This is a genomic window from Vogesella oryzae, from assembly GCF_902829295.1.
Taxonomy (GTDB): domain Bacteria; phylum Pseudomonadota; class Gammaproteobacteria; order Burkholderiales; family Chromobacteriaceae; genus Vogesella; species Vogesella oryzae.
Genome location: NZ_CADEPL010000028.1, coordinates 18,335 through 37,450 on the forward strand (window position 1 = coordinate 18,335; position 19,116 = coordinate 37,450).

At 61.2% G+C, this 19,116-nt stretch carries 15 protein-coding genes; 7 read left to right on the forward strand and 8 right to left on the reverse strand.

Features of this window, described 5'->3' with window-relative positions; genetic code table 11:
• Positions 1-40 precede the first annotated feature (40 nt).
• From HU218_RS11715 to HU218_RS11735, 5 genes are all read right to left on the reverse strand, one after another.
• Positions 41-1,261: a branched-chain amino acid ABC transporter substrate-binding protein gene (locus HU218_RS11715; RefSeq protein WP_174875125.1), complete on the reverse strand. Its 1,221-nt coding sequence runs from the start codon at positions 1,259-1,261 to the stop codon at positions 41-43.
• Positions 1,262-1,533: 272 nt separating this feature from the next.
• A complete protein-coding gene (hemH, locus tag HU218_RS11720; protein ID WP_174875126.1) occupies positions 1,534-2,616 on the reverse strand; it encodes a ferrochelatase in 1,083 nt (360 codons plus the stop codon).
• A gap of 73 nt (positions 2,617-2,689) precedes the next feature.
• A complete protein-coding gene (locus HU218_RS11725; RefSeq protein WP_174875127.1) occupies positions 2,690-4,990 on the reverse strand; it encodes a DNA translocase FtsK in 2,301 nt (766 codons plus the stop codon).
• Positions 4,991-5,117: 127 nt separating this feature from the next.
• A complete protein-coding gene (locus HU218_RS11730; protein ID WP_174875128.1) occupies positions 5,118-6,227 on the reverse strand; it encodes an anhydro-N-acetylmuramic acid kinase in 1,110 nt (369 codons plus the stop codon).
• Positions 6,228-6,278: 51 nt separating this feature from the next.
• The gene (locus HU218_RS11735) at positions 6,279-7,616 is read right to left on the reverse strand and encodes a peptidoglycan DD-metalloendopeptidase family protein (RefSeq protein WP_174875129.1); all 1,338 of its coding nucleotides are present in this window, start codon (positions 7,614-7,616) and stop codon (positions 6,279-6,281) included.
• Between the two features lie 35 nt (positions 7,617-7,651).
• Between HU218_RS11735 and HU218_RS11740 the strand changes: the two genes are divergently transcribed.
• From HU218_RS11740 to HU218_RS11755, 4 genes are read left to right on the forward strand one after another with little or no spacing between them, the layout of a single operon-like run.
• Entirely contained in the window at positions 7,652-7,882 is a 231-nt protein-coding gene (locus HU218_RS11740; RefSeq protein ID WP_174875130.1) for a hypothetical protein, read from the forward strand.
• A gap of 6 nt (positions 7,883-7,888) precedes the next feature.
• Entirely contained in the window at positions 7,889-8,899 is a 1,011-nt protein-coding gene (locus tag HU218_RS11745; RefSeq protein WP_174875131.1) for a hypothetical protein, read from the forward strand.
• Positions 8,896-10,584, forward strand: coding sequence for a single-stranded-DNA-specific exonuclease RecJ (gene recJ / locus HU218_RS11750; protein ID WP_174875132.1), 1,689 nt, complete (start codon positions 8,896-8,898; stop codon positions 10,582-10,584). Before HU218_RS11745 ends, recJ begins: the two co-directional genes overlap by 4 nt.
• A gap of 30 nt (positions 10,585-10,614) precedes the next feature.
• Positions 10,615-12,219, forward strand: coding sequence for a DNA recombination protein RmuC (locus HU218_RS11755; protein ID WP_174875133.1), 1,605 nt, complete (start codon positions 10,615-10,617; stop codon positions 12,217-12,219).
• 332 nt (positions 12,220-12,551) lie between these two features.
• On the opposite strand, the gene HU218_RS11760 is transcribed toward HU218_RS11755, so the two are convergent.
• The 3 genes from HU218_RS11760 to HU218_RS11770 form a co-directional block, all read right to left on the reverse strand.
• The gene (locus HU218_RS11760) at positions 12,552-15,155 is read right to left on the reverse strand and encodes a response regulator (protein ID WP_174875134.1); all 2,604 of its coding nucleotides are present in this window, start codon (positions 15,153-15,155) and stop codon (positions 12,552-12,554) included.
• 16 nt (positions 15,156-15,171) lie between these two features.
• Positions 15,172-15,675: a putative pterin-binding protein gene (locus HU218_RS11765; protein ID WP_174875135.1), complete on the reverse strand. Its 504-nt coding sequence runs from the start codon at positions 15,673-15,675 to the stop codon at positions 15,172-15,174.
• Between the two features lie 88 nt (positions 15,676-15,763).
• Positions 15,764-16,636, reverse strand: coding sequence for a LysR family transcriptional regulator (locus HU218_RS11770; protein WP_246211039.1), 873 nt, complete (start codon positions 16,634-16,636; stop codon positions 15,764-15,766).
• 127 nt (positions 16,637-16,763) lie between these two features.
• Between HU218_RS11770 and HU218_RS11775 the strand changes: the two genes are divergently transcribed.
• The 3 genes from HU218_RS11775 to HU218_RS11785 all read left to right on the forward strand — a co-directional run bounded on the left by HU218_RS11775 (position 16,764) and on the right by HU218_RS11785 (position 19,050).
• On the forward strand, positions 16,764-17,888 hold the full coding sequence (locus HU218_RS11775) for an S-(hydroxymethyl)glutathione dehydrogenase/class III alcohol dehydrogenase (RefSeq protein ID WP_174875136.1): 1,125 nt from the start codon (positions 16,764-16,766) through the stop codon (positions 17,886-17,888).
• Positions 17,889-17,895: 7 nt separating this feature from the next.
• The gene (gene fghA, locus HU218_RS11780) at positions 17,896-18,738 is read left to right on the forward strand and encodes an S-formylglutathione hydrolase (protein ID WP_174875137.1); all 843 of its coding nucleotides are present in this window, start codon (positions 17,896-17,898) and stop codon (positions 18,736-18,738) included.
• Positions 18,739-18,891: 153 nt separating this feature from the next.
• Positions 18,892-19,050, forward strand: a complete 159-nt coding sequence (locus HU218_RS11785) for a DUF3330 domain-containing protein (protein WP_174875138.1) — start codon at positions 18,892-18,894, stop codon at positions 19,048-19,050.
• Positions 19,051-19,116 lie beyond the last annotated feature (66 nt).

Sequence of the window (19,116 nt, forward strand, 5' to 3'; positions counted from 1 at the left end):
AACGGCACCCGAAGGTGCCGTTTTGCCAGCAAGCCTGAACTTAGTTGGCTGCGGAGGCCGGAGCTGCTGCAGCGGCCGGGCCGCCAACGGTGGAAACCACTTCCCACTTGCCGCCCTTAACCTGGTACACGGTTACCGCGCCGTCCTTGATGTCGCCCTTGTCATCGAAGGCGATCTGGCCGGTTACACCGGTGTAGTTGGTTTTGCCAACTTCCGGCAGGTAGGCTTTCGGATCGGTGGAGCCGGCACGCTTCATGGCGTCAACCAGTACACGAACTGCATCGTACTCGTACGGAGCATAGATCTGTACTTCGGTGTTGAACTTGGCCTTGAACTTGTCGTTGAAGGCAGCAAAGCCCGGCATCTTGTCGCGCGGAACGCCGCAGCTGGATGCGTACTGGCCTTCGGAAGCTTCACCTGCCAGCTTCACGAATTCCGGAGTCTGCCAGCCGTCACCACCCATCAGCTTGGCCTTGATGCCCAGACGCTGCATCTGCTTGGCCAGCGGGCCGGCTTGTGCGTCCATGCCGCCGTAGAAGATCACGTCCGGCTGGGAAGACTTGATGGAGGTCAGAATGGCGTTGAAGTCGGTAGCAGTGTTGGTGGTGAACTCACGTTTTACAACGGAGGAACCCTTGCCTTTCACGGCTTTCTCGAATTCGTCAGCCAGGCCCTGACCGTAAGCAGTGCGGTCATCAATGATGGCCACTTTCTTGGCTTTCAGGCCATCAACAGCGAATTCGCCCAGGGCCTTACCCTGTTGTACGTCGTTGGCGATAACGCGGAAGGTGGTCTTGTAACCTTGCTTGGTGTAGTCCGGGTTGGTGGCGGACGGGGATATCTGCGGGATGCCGGCATCGGAGTAAATCTTGGAAGCCGGGATGGTGGTGCCGGAGTTCAGGTGGCCGACAACGCCGACAACACCCGCGTCAACCAAACGCTGGGCAACCTGGGTGCCGATTTTCGGGTCGGCTTGGTCATCTTCGGAGACCAGTTCGAACTTGACTTTCTTGCCGCCGATTTCCACGCCTTCGGCGTTCAGGTCTTCGATAGCCAGTTTAGCGCCAAACTCGTTGTCCTTACCCAAGTGGGCAATCGGACCGGTCATCGGCGAAACCTGGCCGATTTTTACCACGGTTTCGCTTTCAGCGCCGGCTGCAGCAGCGGATGCATCACCTGCCGGGGCTTGTTCTTTGTTACCGCAAGCGGTCAGTGCGATGGCGGCAGCTGCAAAAAGGCTCAGACGAGCAAATTTATTCATCTTGTGTTTCCCCTGATCTTAAGTCTGTGACTTGGTAAACCTGCTTGGCATCTTGTGGATGAGCAGTTGCGGCGATTATGCGGAGGGCCTTTTCCGAGTGTCAATGAATGTTGGCTCTTGCTGGAGCTTTGTATTTACATTGCGATGTCGCTGTCTGTCGTGCTGCATTGCCGCATGCACCAAGGAAAATCGGCTTGCGCCAGCATTCTGTTCATAAACGAACAATGGCGCCCCGTATTGGTGCGCCATTGTGAAAAAATCGGCCATTTCTTTTATTGTTTTGCGCCACAGGCTCGGGCACGAAGTTGTCTCATATTTGCATCGTCAGGTGTTGTTATCCAGCCACCAAGGTTGGCCGTGACCAATTCCGCCATGGCGGCAATCCAGTCGGCACGCTCGTTGAGGCAAGGAATATAGCGATATTCCTTGCCTCCACTGGACAAGAAGAGGTCTCTGCCTTCGATGGCGATTTCTTCGAGTGTTTCAAGGCAGTCTCCGGCGAAACCGGGGCAAATTGTGTCAATTTTGGCCACACCTTGTTTCGCAAGCGAACCAAGAACGTCGAAGGTGTAGGGCTTCAGCCATTCCGCCTTGCCGAAACGACTCTGGAAGCACACGACATAATCATCGCTGGACAATTGCAGGGCTTCGGCCAGTAGTCGTCCGGTCTTCTGGCATTCGCAGTGGTAGGGGTCGCCCTTGTCCAGGGTGTAGCGCGGTACGCCATGAAAACTCATCACCAGCTTGTCGCCACGGCCATTTTTTTGCCAGTGTTCGCGCACGCTGCTAGCAAGCGCCGCGATATAGCCCGGGTGGTCGTGGTAATGACGGATGGTGCGCACCTCCGGCAAGTTGCGAAGCTTCAGCAGGGTGCGGAACACTTCGTCATGGGCGGTGCCGCTGGAGGAGGCGGCGTATTGCGGGTACAGCGGCAGCACCAGCAGGCGCTCCATACCGGCGGCACGCATTTTCTGGATCACGCTCTCGACCGAGGGTTGGCCGTAGCGCATGGCAAATTCCACCATCACTTGCTGCCCCTGCATGCCCAGCAGCCCCTTGAGCAAACTGGCCTGCTTGCGGGTGTGAACCATCAGCGGCGAGCCTTCCTTGCTCCAGATGCTGGCATATTTCTCGGCGCTTTTTTTGGGGCGCAGGTTCAGGATGATGCCGTTAAGGATCAACCACCAAATGGCGCGAGGGATTTCCACTACGCGCGGATCGGACAGGAACTGTTTGAGGTAAGGGCGCAGCGCCTTGGCGGTAGGTGCTTCCGGAGTGCCCAGGTTCAGCAATAGAACACCAGTTTTCGGCGTGTAGCTGTGGCTGAATTCAGGTTCTTGCAGATAACGGGACATGGCGTTTCCAGTCAGGTGTTATGAGCGCAGGCAGCAGGTTGGCTGCAAGGGGCGGCACGCTGCCGCACGCAGGTTACTCTTCTCGTGCCGGTACCAGTACCGAACGGTTGCCGTTGGTTTCCATCGCGGAGACGATGCCGCTGGCTTCCATTTGTTCGATCAGACGCGCGGCACGGTTATAGCCGATACGTAGCTGGCGCTGTACCGACGAAATCGACGCTTTGCGGGTCTTGAGTACGATGGCGACGGCCTCGTCGTATAGCGGATCAGCTTCGCCGTCGCTACCGCCACTGGCGATGCCGCCTTCAACGCCGGCATCTTCACCCTCACTGGTGCCGCTGAGGATGCCATCGATATAGTCCGGTTCGCCGGTAGTCTTGAGGAACTCCACCACCTGGTGTACTTCGTCGTCGGCGACAAAGGCGCCATGCACGCGCAGCGGGTAGCCGGTGCCTGGCGGCAGGTACAGCATGTCACCTTGCCCCAGCAGGGTCTCGGCGCCCATCTGGTCCAGAATCGTCCGGCTGTCGATCTTGCTGGAAACCTGGAAGGCAATTCGGGTCGGAATGTTGGCCTTGATCAGGCCGGTGATCACGTCCACCGACGGCCGCTGGGTGGCGAGGATCAGGTGAATGCCGGCGGCGCGCGCCTTTTGCGCCAGGCGGGCAATCAACTCTTCGATCTTCTTGCCGGCCACCATCATCAGGTCGGCCAGTTCGTCGATCACCACCACGATCAGCGGCAGGGTATCGAGCGGCTCCGGCATGTCCGGCGTCAGGCTGAACGGATTGGGGATCTTCTCGCCGCTTTTTTCGGCGTCACGAATCTTCTGATTGAAGCCGGCAAGGTTACGCACGCCCAGTTTGGACATCAGCCGGTAGCGGCGCTCCATCTCACCGACACACCAGTTCAGCGCGTTGGCGGCCTGCTTCATGTCGGTGACCACCGGTGCCAGCAGGTGCGGGATGCCTTCGTACACCGACAATTCCAGCATTTTCGGGTCCACCATGATCAGGCGAGCCTCTTTGGGCGTGGCCTTGTACAGCACCGACAGAATCATGGCATTGATGGCCACCGATTTACCGGAGCCGGTGGTGCCGGCTACCAGCACGTGCGGCATCTTGGCGAGGTCGGCGGATACCGGCTGGCCGGCAATGTCCTTGCCCAGCGCCATCGCCAGTCGCGAGCCCATGTTCTGGTAGCCTTCGGAACCGACGATTTCCGATAGCCGCACAATCTGTCGTTTCGGGTTGGGCAGTTCCAGACCCATATAGGTCTTGCCGGGAATGGTTTCCACCACGCGGATCGACACCAGACTCAGCGCCCGGGCCAGATCCTTCATCAGGTTGACGATCTGCGCGCCTTTGACGCCCACCGCCGGTTCGATCTCGTAGCGGGTGATGACTGGGCCGGGATAGGCGGCAATCACCTTCACGTCCACGCCGAAATCAGCCAGCTTGCGTTCGATCAGGCGCGAGGTGTACTCGACGGTTTCTGCCGATACCGGTTCGGCTTGCTCTTTCGGTGCGGCCAACAGTGCCAGGCCGGGCAGGGTATCGTCGCCGGGAGCGGCAAACAGCGATTGTTGTACCGGTTTGGTCGCCTTGGGAGAAACCGGCACTTCCAGTACCGGAGATTCGATGCGTACCGGTGGTTTCTCCTCGATTTTCTTTTTCTCGCTGACGACTTTTTCTTCGCGCTGCTGCGCTACTTCACGGCCGATTTCACGGTCGCGGCGCGCTTGCCAGGCTTGCCAGCCACGTACCACGCCGTCTTCCAGCAGGCCGCCGATGCGCTCCATCAGGTTAAGCCATGACAAACCGGTGAACAGCGAAATGCCGATGGCCGCCAGCACCAGCAAGAGCAGGCTGGCGCCGGTGGCGCCGAAAGCATGGGCGCTGCCATTACCCAGCGCCTTGCCCAGCAGTCCGCCGGCACCAGCCGGCAGCGACAGCAATTTACTGCTTAGCACCAGGTGTTCCAGGCTGGCAAAGCCGATCAGGGTCAGCATGAAACCGATCAGCGCCGGCCAGGTGAGCGGGCCTTCATCGAAATCGGTCTGCTCGATGCGGCGATATCCCCATACGATGGCAAACAGGCAGAAGCCGACCAGCAGCCAGGCCGAGTAGCCAAACAGATACAGCAGGATGTCGGCCATCCAGGCGCCAAACACGCCGCCGTAGTTGCGGATGGTAGGGTCGGCGGAGCTGTGCGACCACGACGGGTCGGCCGCGGAATAGCTGGCCAGCGTCAGCACCAGATAGACGGCAGACACCGCCAGCAGCAGCCACCACGCCTCGCGGATCAGTCCGGCAAGCTTGGGGGGCAGCGGTTGGGTGTTGCGAACGACGGCTTTACGCTTGAACAGGCGCATTGATTTTGAATAAGTTGGGTGTCAGCCGCGCATTATATCGGCAAACGTACAATTTTTTGGCGGACAACGGCTGCCGGAGCCGTCAGGGGCGTGATTCTGCAGTTGCTGACGCCGCGAACAGTGCCTTTCAGCGTGGATAGAGTGCACCAAGGACGCGCAAGCCGGCCGCGCCGGTGACCTCCGGCAGATTGCCGGATTCCCGCAGCAGGAAGCGCCTCCCCAGCCAGGCAAAGGCGGCCGCCTCCACCTGCTGCGCCGGCAGCCCCAGCACATCGGTGGCGGCGATACGCAGTTGCGGTAGCAACGCGGCCAGTTGCCGACACAGTTGCGTGTTGCGCGCGCCGCCGCCACACAGGTACAGCTCGCGGGTCTGTGGCGCGAAGTGGCGGATGGCGTCGGCAATGCTGTGCGTCGTCAGTGCCAGCAAGGTGGCCTGCACGTTGGCCGCATCAATATCGCCATGTTGTAGGCGGAAGCGCTCCAGCCGCTCTGCCAGCCACTCCATGCTGAACAGGTCGCGGCCGGTGCTCTTGGGAACGTCTGCGGCGAAGTAGGGCTCGGCCAACAGGATATCGAGCAGTTGCGCATTGCACTGGCCACTGGCCGCCCAGGCGCCGTCGGCATCGTAACTTACGCCCAGGTGATGGCGGATCCAGGCATCCAGCAGCATGTTACCAGGGCCGGTGTCGAAGCCGATTACCGGCGCATCCGGCTGTAGCCGGGTCAGGTTGGCGATGCCGCCGATATTGAGGATGGCCCGCGCAATGCCGGCATCGGCGAACATTGCCTGGTGGAACGCCGGCACCAACGGTGCGCCCTGGCCGCCGGCGGCCACGTCGCGGCTGCGCAGATCGCCGATGACGTCGATACCGGTCAACTCGGCCAGCAGTGCGTGATTGCCGATCTGCAGGGTATAGCCGGCTTGCGGTGCATGGCGGATGGTCTGGCCGTGGCAGGCAACGGCCTGGACGTCCTCGGCTTTGAGTTGGCAGGCGGCGAGCGCAGCATGCACTGCATCGGCGTACAGTCGCGCCAGCTGGTTGCCTAGCCGGGCGCTGCGGTCCAGCTCGTTTTCCCCGATTTGCTGCAGCGCCAGCACCTGTTCGCATACCGATGGCGGGTAGGGCACAAATGCCTCGCCCAGCAACTGCATGCTGTCAGCGTCAAATTGCACGACCACCGCGTCGACACCGTCCAGACTGGTGCCGGACATCAAACCGATAAAAATTGCAGACATGAAAAACCCTGGCAGGAAAATCGCTGCCAGGGTTGTCGGGGTGCCGCCGGATTAATCCAGTTGCGCCACGGTAACCGGAATGTCCCTGAGCAGCTTGAGGTTGGCCGCAAGCTTAACGCTCTGCTTGCTGAAGGCCAAGCGCTCGCTGTTGTTCAGCACGCGGGTGGGCAGCGCGGTGGTGGCCGGGTCTACGGCCTGGCCGTTGATACGCACTTCCATGTGCAGGTGCGGGCCGGTGGAGCGGCCGGTCGTGCCGACATAACCGATCACCTGGCCGGCTTTCACCTTGTTGCCAACCTTCAGCCCCGGCTGGAAGCGGCTCATGTGCGCATACAGCGTGGTGAGCTTGTTGTTGTGGCGCAGGATCACCACGTTGCCGTAGCCATTCTGCTGCGCCACCGTATCCACGGTAGCATCGGCCGGCGCCATGATCGGCGTGCCGGTGCCGGCGGCATAGTCGATACCCTGGTGCATGCGCAGCGCGTGCAGGATCGGGTGGTAGCGCATGCCGAAGCCGGAGCTGATGTGCGAGTTGGCAACCGGTTGCAGGTTGAAGCCTTTTTTCAGCGGCTTGCCGGCAGCGTCGTAGTAGGCGCCGGATTCGCTGTCATGGGCAAAGTAGTAAGCCTGGTACTGGCTGCCGCTGCGTTCGATCTCGACTGCCAGAATATTGCCGGTGGTCAGCGGTGCGCCGTTATACAGCAGAGTTTCGTACACCAGATCGATCTTGTCGCCGCGCTTCATGCTGGACAGCTCGAACTGGTCGGAGAAGATCTCGTTCAGCTGGGTGCGGATTTCGACCGGAATGCCGGCGCTGGCCAGTGCCGCCGATGCGCTGCTGCTGACTTCTACCGCGCGTACCGTCTGCATGGCCTCGGTTTGCGGTGCATCGGCGCTGGCTTGCCAGTTGTTGCCGACCTTTTCGATGTTGACCAGTACGCTCTCGCCGTTCTCGTCATCATTCAGGAAGCGTACGCCGAACAGCTCGCCCTGGTCGTTCAGCTGTACCGACAGTGTGGCGCCAGTCTTGAGCTTGAGCAGGTCGCGCGACAGCGGGCTGGAATAGATGAAGCGGGTAGCATCGCTGTCGCGTACGCCCAGCCGGTTAAGCAGGCGGGCAATGGTGTCGCCGCGCTGCACCGGTTCCTCGCGCCAGTAGCGCGAGCTGTCATTGCTGGCCAGTTGCAGCGGCGGCAGGGTCAGCGTTTCGGTGACATGCTGCTGTACCGGCGGCTTGTTGGCGGCGGGGTCGTTGCCTTGTGTCACCGCCACCGCAGTCAGCGCGCCCATGAAAGGCAGGCTGGCGGCAGCGCCGAGCCAGATGGCGTGATTGTTCATCACGCGGGAAGTCCACTTTTGCGGTAGTTGCAGCAGTTTGCGATAATTCATGTGCTCTAATATCCGGTTGGCATAGTCGTGCCGATATGTACGTTTCTGTCGCCGGTTTTGCCCTGAAGCGGCTGGCTTCGTGGCAGGAAATTGCAAAGTGGGCGATGCTATCAAAAGCGGGCGCCAGCTGTAAACAAAAATTGCTGACAAATCAAAGGGCTACTGCCCATGCGGACAGCAACTTTCCAAGACAGGCAAAGCTGTCGGCGAGTTTCATCTTACGGAAAATATATTTTGCCCAAAACAATTATGGCGGTGGTGCCTGAGCTGCAATGAAACTGACCCTGATCATTCCCGGCCTGAGCTGGCTGGATGCCCACGATGGCCGCGAAGTAAGCAAGAACCTGCCACTGCCGGCACTGGCTACCCTGCTGGGACGCGGCCAACTGCATCAACAGGCCGGTAGCGCCAGCAAACTGCTGCAGCACACTTTTGCCCTCACCGATCTGGCGTTGGCCGCAGAACTGGCGGCGGCCAGCGGGCTGGAAACCGCCGGCCGCCGCTGGCTGGTGGCCGATCCGGTCAACCTGCGCGTGGATCGCGATCGTGCACTGCTTGGCGATATCGGCATCATGAATCTGTCGCAGCCGGAGGCCGATGCGCTGGTTGCCAGCCTCAACCAGCTGTTTGCCGAGGATGGTTTCGTTTTTCACGCCCCTTCGCCGCAGCGCTGGTTCCTGTCGCTGCCGGCCGCCAGCGACGCCGAGTTTTCTCCGTTACCGGATGTGATCGGCAACGACATCGACGAGCACCTGCCGCGCGGCAACAAGGGCATGCTGTGGAGCCGTTATCTCAACGAACTGCAGATGCTGCTGTACACCCATCCGGTCAACGACGCGCGCGAGGCGCGTGGCGAATTGCCGGTCAATAGCGTGTGGCTGTGGGGCGAGCAGGGTGACGAGGCGTTGCGGCCAACCTTGCCGCACGACAGCCTGTTCGCCGCCGATGCGCTGTGGCAATTGCTGGCGCAGCGTGCCGGCAAGCCGGCGGATTTGGCGCCGTTTGCCTTCGCTGGTCTGGAGGCCGCTGGCGATGTGCTGGTGCAACTCGATACCCTGGAAGCCGCCGCGCAATTCCGCGATGCCTGGGGCTGGCGCGAAGGGCTGCAACAGCTGGAACGCGACTGGTTTGCGCCACTGTTGGCCGCCTTGCGCCAGCGTCGCCTGCAGCAGCTGACTATCCGTTGTCACGGTGAAGCCGGCTTTACCCTTACCCTGCGCCCCAGTGACCTGTGGCGCTTCTGGAAACGCCCGCATGCGCTGGGTGATCTGTATCCGCTATGACCCAGATTCTTACCCGTAACTGCCCGCCGGAACTGTTGCAGCAACTCGGCGGACAGGGCGTGCCGCCGTTGCTGGCGCGCCTGTATGCCGCTCGTGGTGTCACCGATGCCTCTGAGGTGGACTACGCCCTCAAGGGCTTGCTGCCGTTTGGTGGTCTGAAAAACATTCACGCCATGGCTGCGCGCCTGGCCGACGCCATCGCCGCGCGTCAGCGGCTGCTGGTGGTGGCCGATTACGATGCCGACGGTGCCACCGCCTGTACCGTGGCCGTCCGTGGCCTTGCCGCGCTGGGCGCGGTGATCGATTTCATCGTGCCCAACCGCTTCGAATACGGCTACGGCCTGACACCGGAAATCGTGGCGTTGGCCGCACAGCAGCAGCCGGACATCATCGTTACCGTCGATAACGGCATTGCCAGTGTGGCCGGGGTGGCGGCAGCGCGTGCGCGCGGCATCGAGGTACTGATTACCGATCACCACCTGCCGGGCGATACGCTGCCGGATGCGCTGATCGTCAACCCCAACCAGCCGGGTTGCGAGTTCGCCTCCAAGCATCTGGCCGGGGTCGGGGTGATGTTCTACGTGCTGATGGCGGTACGCGCCGAGATGCGCCAGCGTGGCGTGTTTGCCCACGGGGGCGAGCCGAATCTGGGCGAGCTGCTGGATATTGTGGCGCTGGGTACCGTGGCCGACGTAGTGAAGCTGGATCGCAATAACCGCATCCTGGTGGATGCCGGCCTGCGCCGCATGCGCAGCGGCAAACTGGCGCCGGGGATTGCCGCGCTGTTCCGCGTCGCTGGCCGCGCGGCACACAAGGCTAATGCCTTCGATCTCGGTTTTACCATCGGCCCGCGGCTGAATGCCGCCGGCCGGCTGGACGACATGAGTCTAGGCATTGCCTGTCTGCTGGCCGGTAGCGAGGAGGTGGCCACTCCGCTGGCACAGGAGCTGGATCGTCTTAACCGCGAGCGCCGCGCCATCGAACATGGCATGCAGGACGAGGCGCTGACGGTGTTGTCCGGCATTGATGCGGCCAACCATTACACGCTGACGCTGTACCGCGATGACTGGCATCAGGGCGTGGTGGGGCTGGTGGCGTCGCGTTTGAAAGAACGTTACCACCGGCCATCCATCGTGTTTGCGCCTGGCGATGAAGGCGAGATCAAAGGCTCAGGTCGCTCGATTCCCGGCTTCCACCTGCGCGATGCGCTCGACATGGTGTCCAAGCGCCACGATGGCTTGCTGCTGAAGTTTGGTGGTCACGCCATGGCTGCCGGCCTGACCATTCGCGAGCAGGATTTCGATACCTTCCGCCAGGCATTCGAACAGGTGGCGCGCCAGTTGCTGGATGAGTCGGCATTGACGCGGGTGTGGGAAACCGATGGCAGCCTGCAGCCGCGCGAGCTGTGTCTGGACATTGCCGAAACGTTGGCCGCAGAAGTGTGGGGCCAGGGCTTTCCGCCGCCAACCTTTAATGACCGCTTTCACATCGTCAGCCAGCGGTTGGTAGGGGGCAAGCACCTCAAGCTGCGGCTGGCCAAGGGCAACGTGGAGTGTGACGGCATGCTGTTTAATCACGGTGACTGGTTGCCGCAGCAAGTGGACGCGGTATATCAGCTGGCGGCCAACGAGTGGCAGGGCCGCAAGGAGCTGCAAATCTATATCCAGCACTGGCAACCGGCATGATCACGCAATTGCACAGGACCATATCACAGCATGATTGAAACCCTGATTTCCACCGTGGTCGGCATGGCACTGGGCGGCGTCGCCGTCTGGGGTGTGCAGCGTAGCCGGCAGGATGCCGCCTATCAGCAAGGCCGCAACGAGGTTCAACTGGAGCTGGCCGCGCTGCAGGCAAAGTGGCAGGGCGCCAGCCAGCAGTGGCAGGAGTTGGCCGCACGGGAGCATAGCGCGCAGCGCCAGCTGGACGAAGTGCGTCAGCAGCTGGGCGACACCCGCCAGCAGTTGGCCGCCGCCGGCAGCCAGTTGCAGCGGCTGCCGGAGCTGGAACAACAGTTGGCCACCCGCGAGCAGCGGCTGTTCCAGCAGCAGGAAGATGCCCGCGCCATGGCGGCTCGGCTGGCTACCAGCGAGGAGCAGGGGCGTCAGCTGCAGCAGCTGCAGGCGCAGCAACAGCACTGGCAGCAGGCGCAGCAACAACTGCAGGATGAGCTGACGCGGCTGAGTGTGCGCGAGCAGGAGTTGGTTACACTGTTGCAGCAGGAGCGGCAACAATCCGCCGAGAAGTTGCGGCTACTGGCCGAGGCACGCGAGGCGCTGAGCCACCAGTTCAAGGCGCTTGCCAGCGAGATTCTGGAAGAAAAAAGCCAGCGCTTTACCGAGCAGAACCGGCAAAACCTGGAGCAGATGCTGGGCCCGCTGGGCGAGCGGCTGCAGAATTTCGGCAAGCTGGTGCAGGATACCTACGACAAGGATTCCAAGGAGCGCTTGACGCTGGAGCAGGAGCTGCGCCGGCTGCAGGAGCTGAATACCCGCCTCAATGCCGATGCCGTGGCGCTGACCAACGCCCTGACCGGCAGCAATAACAAGGCGCAGGGTACCTGGGGCGAAATGGTGCTGGAGAAAGTGCTGGAAACCTCCGGCCTGACCCGCGACCGCGAATACCGCGTGCAGGTGTCGGATACGCTGGAACACGAGGACGGCAGCCAGCGGCGCTACCAGCCGGACGTGGTGATCGACCTGCCGGAAGGCAAGCAGCTGGTGGTGGACTCCAAAGTGTCGCTGAATGCCTATGTGCGCTACACCGCCGCCAGTGACGAGGCGCAGCGCGACAGCGAGCTGAAAGCCCACATTGCCGCGCTGCGGCAGCATATCCGTAGTCTGTCGGAGAAGCGCTACCAGGACCTGTACAAGCTGCATACCTTGGACTTCGTGTTCATGTTCGTGCCGGTGGAGCCGGCCTACCTGCTGGCGGTACAGCACGACATGAGCCTGTTCAACGAGGCGTTCGAGCGTCGCATCATGATTGTTGGCCCCAGCACGTTGCTGGCGACGCTGCGCACCGTGGCCAGCATCTGGCGTTACGAGTACCAGAACCAGAACGCGCAGGAAATTGCGCGCCAGGGCGGGGCGATGTACGACAAGCTGGTGGGGCTGATCGACACCCTGGAAAAGCTGGGGCGGCAATTGAGCGTGGCGCAGGAAACCCACGGTAATGCGCTCAAGCAATTGTCCAGCGGCAGCGGCAACCTGGTTGGCCGCGCCGAGCGACTGCGCAAGCTGGGGGCGCGTACCAGCAAGCAGCTGTCGTCACACCTGTTGCCGACCGCAGACGAAGAAAACGACGATAGCGACGAATGATTTCTTGCAGCCTTGTGACGGGTAATCTATATCGAAATCAGGCAGCAGAAAGGAGGGGGGCAAAATGGTATCGCTGACATTGTTGTGTAGTGTTGTAGTAGCAGTAATGTTCTTTGTTAAAGCGTCTCCCCTGAAACGCGCCCGAGTAAGTGTACGGACGCAACAGCAACCGGCATCGCGCCGGCAACGCTCCCGCCTTTATTGATGCCTGCTTTGCAACCGGTGGGGTGGAAGAGTAGAGCCAGCCCGTTTGAAGTTCTGCAAGCACAAAGCCGACCTCCTGGTCGGCTTTGTTTTTTTCCGGATATTGTTGTGGCCCTAAAGGCCGGCTATCAGTCTGTGGTGGTGCTCTGGTAGGGCGCCAGCGCTTGCAGTAGTTGAGCCAGGGCAGGCGGCAGGCCTGCAAATGCGGCTCGGGCCGCCTCGAGATCGCCATCCTTGCTGGTTTGTTCCAGCCGTTGGCACACGGCAACAAGGGCATTGGCGGCAATGGATAGTGCGGACCCTCGCAGGCTATGCGACGCGATAACGACACGGGGCAGCTCGCCACTCGCCAGGGCCTGCTCGATTTCGGCCAGCAGCAACGGTGCATCATCGCTGAATGCCTGCAGCAGAATGGGGACAAAGTTCTGGTCGTCATCGCAATTGCGCAGCAGCTGGGCATAGTCGAACACCACGTTGTGGGTGGCTGCGTGCTCAACCTTGGCGGGCATGACGATCCCGCCCTGGACGCGGGCAATCTCCTCGAAGACCTTGGCTGCGGTGATGGGCTTGTCGATATAGCCGTCCATGCCAACCTGGATGCAGCGCTCGCGGTCGCCGCTCATGACGTTGGCCGTCATGGCGATGATGGGTAGATGGCCGCCATGTTCTGCTTCTTGCGCCCGGATGCGGCGGGTTGCCTCCAGTCCATCCATTACCGGCATCTGCATGTCCATCAAGATCAGGTCGAAGTGTTGCGCGGCGACCAGCTCCAGCGCTTCCTGGCCGTTGGCCGCCACCGTGACCTGATAGCCGTGTCGCTCCAGCAAGGTGATGCCAAGCTTCTGGTTGACCAGATTGTCTTCTACCAGCAGAACGTGCTGTGTATCGCTCAGCGTGCGCACCGTGTCCTGGGTGACGAGCGCGGTATGCTCCAGGCTGTCAGCTGTCTTGCTCAGCAGCAGGCGGATGGCCATCTGCAGTTCTTCTTGCCGTATCGGCTTGGTAAGGTAGCCGCGTATTCCCAGTTGCTGGCAGCGCTGGGTGTCGCCACGCTCATGCGAAGAAGTCAGCATGATGACAGCGTCGCGGCGATGGTCGGCCTGCAGTTGCTGGGCAACATCGAAGCCGGACATGCCGGGCATGTGGCCATCCAGCAGGATCAGTGCAAAGGAGGATTTCTTCAGTGCCTCCAGGGCGGCAAAGCCATCGCTGACCAGGGTTGGCCGCATGTCCCAACTGAGCAGGAGCGTTTCCAGCCAGCTGCGGTTGGTGGCGTTGTCATCGGCAACCAGTACGGTTTTGCCGGCGAGTTCGGCATCGGTGGCCTGCTCGCTAACCGGCGCTTCGGCCGGGCTGGCGGGCAGGGGGAAGTAGAAGCAGCTGCCTTGCCCTTCCTTGCTCTGCACCCACAGCCGGCCACCGAGTAGTTCTACCAGCTGCCGGGTAATGGCCAGCCCCAGCCCGGTGCCGCCATAACGACGGGTGGTCGAGCTGTCGGCCTGGGCAAAGGCAGCAAAAATCAGTTGCTGCTTGTCTGGCGCGATACCAATGCCGGTGTCGCGCACGGCAAACTCCAGCACCATGGGCTGACGGGCGTTGCCAGCCAGCTGGCGTACGCTGATCTCCACTTCGCCACGTTCGGTAAACTTGATGGCATTGCCGATCAGATTGTTGAGTATCTGCCGCAGCCGCGAGGGGTCGGAGACAAGGTGGTCGACAATTGCCGGTTCTACACGGCAGACCAGTTCCAGTTGCTTCTGGCCGGCCTGTAGCGAGAACGGATGCAAGGTCTGCGCCATCAGACTGCGCAGCGAAAATGGCACCGACTCCATTTCCAGCTTGCCGGCTTCAATCTTGGAGAAATCCAGAATGTCGTTGATGATCACCAGAAGTGAATCGGCAGATGATTTCACCAGATTCAGGTAGTGGCGTTGTTCTTCGTCCAGCCGGGTGTCCAGCGTCAGGTCGGTCATGCCGATGATGCCATTCATCGGCGTACGGATTTCATGGCTCATATTGGCCAGGAAGGTGCTCTTGGCCTCGTTGGCCGCCTCAGCCTCGGCCCGGGCGCGCTCCAGCTTGTCACTCAGGCGCTCTGCCTCCAGACGACGGCGTTCACTGGCTGCCAGGTTGCGGTAGGCGAGTATGGCAATGGTCGCCGTGATCAGGATCAGCAACGCGGCGAGGCCGGCCACCAGCGTGTTGAGGCCCTGTAGCGCATGGTTGTTTTCCATCGCTACCTGATTGAGGCGGGTATTGGCCCCAAGCGTCAGCTCGCGTACCGGCTCGATGACAGCTTCCATTTCCCGCTCGAAGCCGGCGGCACTTTTACGGTCAAAGTTACCGTCGCCCGCATCCAGCATGGCGTCGGTATGGGCAATCATCTTGCGTAATGCGGCAATTTGCGTGCTGTGCCAGCGGGTGTCGTGCAAGAGCGGGGCAAAGCGGTACTGCGCCAGGATGTTGATGCGGGAAACCAGAATTTCGTAACGCAGCTGCAGTTCGTCCAGATCGGCCGGATCATTGGTGGCAACTGCCAGGCGAGCGGCACCGATTGCCCGGTGATAGTCGATGCCCAGCTGGGTGTAGACCCAGACGACGTTGTCTTCGCCGAGGGTGGCGACGCGCTGCATCACCGTGCGCTGCTTGTAGTACAAGCTGCCCACGGTGATCATCGCTACCGTCATGAGTACGGCTAGCCACCACAACTGCTTTTTTACGTTGTTCTGCATCAGATGGTTTTGTTGATTACTCGACGCGGATGCGGTTCACCTGCCATACGCAGCGGGAATAAATGTCCTTGGTTTGCAGCTCCGGGTTCTTGGTGAACGGATACATCACAAACAGCGGGCCTTTGTCGCGGACGCTCAGCACTTTGCCATTAACCTTGCGCGCCAGGATGACATCATATTTGGAAAGGTCGCTGAGCGGGATTTCAGCAGCGTAATCATTCAGCGCCACCACATAGAGTTTTTTGCCATTGGCGCCCACCGCTTTCAGCACATCGCGGAACAGCGGACCTTCGAAGGTTTGGGCGGTTTTGTACCACGGGGTGGGGACCGTCATTTTGACCTGCGGCAGTGCATCGATCATGCGGGAGTCAAACTGCGCCTCGGCGCCGGCATTTTTTTCGGCGATCAGGCCATTGATGGTCAGGATGGGGCGGCCTTGCGCGGCCTCCAGTGCCAGCGTGGGCGCGCTGGCAGCCAGCAGCAAGGTGGATACGATCAGTGTTTTCAGCAGTTTTGTCATGGTTTCTACTCCCTTGTTCAGACCGGTCGGACTACAGCAATTGTAAACGATACGTTTGGCTATGCTGCCAGTTTAGATCAGATCGATTTCATACGCGGTTTGCCAGGGTCGCCGCCAGAAAATCCAGTAAACCCGCCAATTTCGGCGGCATAAATCGGCTGCGCGGGTAGGTGGCCCAGATGCCATCCTGCAGGGTGTAGCCGGGCAAGACTGCTACCAATTGACCGCTTTCCAGATGGGGGGCCACGTAATAGTCCGGTAGCTGCACCAGGCCCAGACCTTGCAGCGCTGCATCAAGCAGCGCCGCGCCGCTGTTGCAGCGCAAGCGTCCGCTGACGCGCACTTCGCGCAAACGGTCGCCCTCGTTAAAGCGCCAGAAGTCGATGGTGCCGACCAGACACTGGTGCCGGTTCAGTTCGGCCAACGTGTGGGGCGCCCCGTGCCGGGTCAGGTAGTCGGGTGTGGCGCATACGTAATGGCGCCGGCTGCCAAGCTGACGCAGCATCAGCGAAGATTCGTCCATCGGACCCAGACGGATGCCCAGGTCGTAACCTTCCGCGACCAGATCGATCTTGCGGTTGTCCAGACTTAACTCGGCGCTGACCTGCGGGTGTGATAGCAGATAGCGGTTAAGCAGCGGAGAAATCACCGTCTCGCCGTAATAGGTGGGGGCGGTGATGCGCAAATGGCCGGACGGCGTGCCCTGGGCCTGTGACAGAGCCTGCTCGGCCTGCTGCAGGCCATCCAGCAGCGGACGGCAGTGCTGGTAGTACAGTTGGCCTGCCTCGGTAACGCTGACACGGCGGGTGGTGCGATACAGCAGGCGGGTCGCCAAGCGTGCTTCCAATGCACTGACCTGGCGGCTGACTTGTGCCACCGACATGCCAAGCCGCTGTGCCGCCACGGTAAAGCTTTGTGTCTCCACCACGGTGACGAATTCCACGATACCTTGCCACTGCATGATTGTTACCAATACACAAAAATATGTTTCCATTTAACCGGATTATTTCTGTATTGGCGATTCCTACAATGGCGGCATCTGCGGCCAACCCTGTTGCCGCCTGTCAAGCCAGATCAAGGAGAGTGTGATGCAGACCATCAAGACCCGCGCCGCTGTAGCCTGGGGCCCGAACCAGCCGCTGACCATCGAAGAAGTAGACCTGATGCCGCCACAAAAGGGCGAGGTGCTGGTACGCATCGTGGCCAGCGGCGTGTGTCACACCGATGCCTACACCCTGTCCGGCATGGATTCCGAAGGCGTATTTCCGTGCATTCTGGGCCACGAAGGTGCCGGCATTGTGGAAGCCGTAGGCGAGGGTGTCAGCAGCGTGGCAGTGGGCGATCACGTGATTCCTCTGTACACCCCGGAATGCGGTGAGTGCAAATTCTGCAAGTCCGGCAAGACCAATCTGTGCCAGGCAATCCGCGCCACCCAGGGCAAGGGGCTGATGCCGGACGGCACCACCCGCTTCTCCAAGGACGGCAAGCCGATCTACCACTACATGGGCACGTCAACCTTCTCTGAGTACACCGTGCTGCCGGAAATCTCGCTGGCCAAGATCAATAAAGAGGCGCCGCTGGAAGAAGTCTGCCTGCTGGGTTGCGGCGTTACCACCGGCATGGGCGCGGTGATGAACACCGCCAAGGTGAAGGCCGGCGATACTGTGGCCATTTTTGGCCTCGGCGGCATCGGCCTGTCGGCGGTGATCGGTGCGCGCATGGCTGGTGCCAGCCGCATCATCGGCATCGACATCAACACCAGCAAGTTCGAGCTGGCGCGCAAACTGGGCGCCACCGATCTGGTCAATCCCAATGACTTCGACAAGCCGATCCAGGACGTGATCGTGGAAATGACCGACGGCGGCGTGGATTTCTCCTTCGAGTGCATCGGCAATGTGAAGGTGATGCGTTCGGCGCTGGAATGCTGCCACAAAGGCTGGGGCGAGTCGGTGATCATCGGCGTGGCTGGTGCCGGCGAGGAAATCAGCACCCGTCCGTTCCAGCTGGTCACCGGTCGTGTGTGGCGCGGTTCGGCCTTTGGCGGCGTGCGTGGCCGCTCCGAGCTGCCGGATTATGTCGAGCGCTACATGAAAGGCGAATTCCGTCTTGATGATTTCATCACCCACACCATGCCGCTGGACGACATCAACACCGCCTTCGACCTGATGCACGAAGGCAAGTCGATCCGCAGCGTCGTGCACTTTGCCAAGTGAGGCCGGCATGAGCGCCACACTTGAGCTGCTGTCCAGCCAGCGCGCCTTCGGTGGCTGGCACAAGCGCTACCGGCACCAGTCGGCCAGCACCAGCACGACGATGACTTTTGCCATCTACCTGCCGCCGCAGACCGCGCACGGCGAGCGGGTGCCGGTGCTGTACTGGCTGTCCGGCCTCACTTGCAACGACGAGAACTTTGCCACCAAGGCCGGCGCGCAGCGTGTGGCGGCCGAACTGGGGCTGGCGCTGGTGATGCCGGATACCAGCCCGCGTGGCGAAGGCGTAGCCGATGCCGATCGCTACGATCTGGGGCAGGGGGCCGGTTTCTACGTCAATGCCACCCAGGCGCCGTGGTCCGCGCACTACCGCATGTACGACTACGTGGTAGAGGAACTGCCGGCGCTGGTGGAGGCCAGCTTTCCGGTCAGCGAAAAACGGGCGATCAGCGGCCACTCCATGGGCGGCCACGGTGCGCTGATGGTGGCGCTGCGCAACCCGGGGCGCTATGCCTCGGTGTCGGCATTTGCGCCCATCGTCAACCCGGCGTCGGTGCCGTGGGGGCAGCTGGCGTTTGCCACTTACCTGGGCGAAGACCGCGCGGCATGGGCGGCCTACGACAGCTGCCAGCTGCTGGCCACGGCCCAACCCTTACCGACGCTGGTGGATCAGGGCGAACAGGACAGCTTCAAGCCGGAGCAGTTGCAACCGGAGGCGCTACAGTTGGCCGCGAGCAAGCGTGACTGGCCGCTGACGCTGCGGCTGCAGCCGGGCTACGACCACAGCTACTACTTTGTCGCCAGCTTCATCGAGGAGCATTTGCGCTTTCATGCGGCCAACCTGGCAGACTAAGTCATATCCGCTGCGTCAAAAACCGGGCATCGCTTGGGCGCCCGGTTTTTTTTGCTGCCGATAGCGGTTCGCGATGAGTGGCATAGCCACAATCGATTTCCGGGCGGCCAACATGTTGCCTAGGCTGAAGCATCCTGCCGTGGAGTGCGCAATATGGACACCACACTAGAATGCCGGGTCTGCATGGAAGAAATTCCGCCGGATCACAACAGCGAGAAGGACGAGTACGTCAGCAACTTCTGCGGGCTGGAGTGCTACCAGCAATGGCAGCGGCAGGCGCCGCAGCCACTGCAGCAGCCGGAAGCCGCCTGAAGGCCGGCCGTACCTGATGCGTAGGCCCAGCGTTGCGTTTTTGTTGTAGCTGAAATGGCAAAAGGC

Bases quoted from the DNA above. Each gene is read 5' to 3' on its own strand.
- hemH (WP_174875126.1), bottom strand. From the start codon at position 2,616: ATGTCCCGTTATCTGCAAGAACCTGAATTCAGCCACAGCTACACGCCG.
- HU218_RS11715 (WP_174875125.1), bottom strand. From the start codon at position 1,261: ATGAATAAATTTGCTCGTCTGAGCCTTTTTGCAGCTGCCGCCATCGCA.
- HU218_RS11735 (WP_174875129.1), bottom strand. From the start codon at position 7,616: ATGAATTATCGCAAACTGCTGCAACTACCGCAAAAGTGGACTTCCCGC.
- HU218_RS11775 (WP_174875136.1), top strand. From the start codon at position 16,764: ATGCAGACCATCAAGACCCGCGCCGCTGTAGCCTGGGGCCCGAACCAG.
- HU218_RS11770 (WP_246211039.1), bottom strand. From the start codon at position 16,636: ATGCAGTGGCAAGGTATCGTGGAATTCGTCACCGTGGTGGAGACACAA.
- HU218_RS11730 (WP_174875128.1), bottom strand. From the start codon at position 6,227: ATGTCTGCAATTTTTATCGGTTTGATGTCCGGCACCAGTCTGGACGGT.
- fghA (WP_174875137.1), top strand. From the start codon at position 17,896: ATGAGCGCCACACTTGAGCTGCTGTCCAGCCAGCGCGCCTTCGGTGGC.
- HU218_RS11745 (WP_174875131.1), top strand. From the start codon at position 7,889: ATGAAACTGACCCTGATCATTCCCGGCCTGAGCTGGCTGGATGCCCAC.
- HU218_RS11740 (WP_174875130.1), top strand. From the start codon at position 7,652: ATGTACGTTTCTGTCGCCGGTTTTGCCCTGAAGCGGCTGGCTTCGTGG.
- HU218_RS11765 (WP_174875135.1), bottom strand. From the start codon at position 15,675: ATGACAAAACTGCTGAAAACACTGATCGTATCCACCTTGCTGCTGGCT.
- HU218_RS11725 (WP_174875127.1), bottom strand. From the start codon at position 4,990: ATGCGCCTGTTCAAGCGTAAAGCCGTCGTTCGCAACACCCAACCGCTG.
- recJ (WP_174875132.1), top strand. From the start codon at position 8,896: ATGACCCAGATTCTTACCCGTAACTGCCCGCCGGAACTGTTGCAGCAA.
- HU218_RS11785 (WP_174875138.1), top strand. From the start codon at position 18,892: ATGGACACCACACTAGAATGCCGGGTCTGCATGGAAGAAATTCCGCCG.
- HU218_RS11760 (WP_174875134.1), bottom strand. From the start codon at position 15,155: ATGCAGAACAACGTAAAAAAGCAGTTGTGGTGGCTAGCCGTACTCATG.
- HU218_RS11755 (WP_174875133.1), top strand. From the start codon at position 10,615: ATGATTGAAACCCTGATTTCCACCGTGGTCGGCATGGCACTGGGCGGC.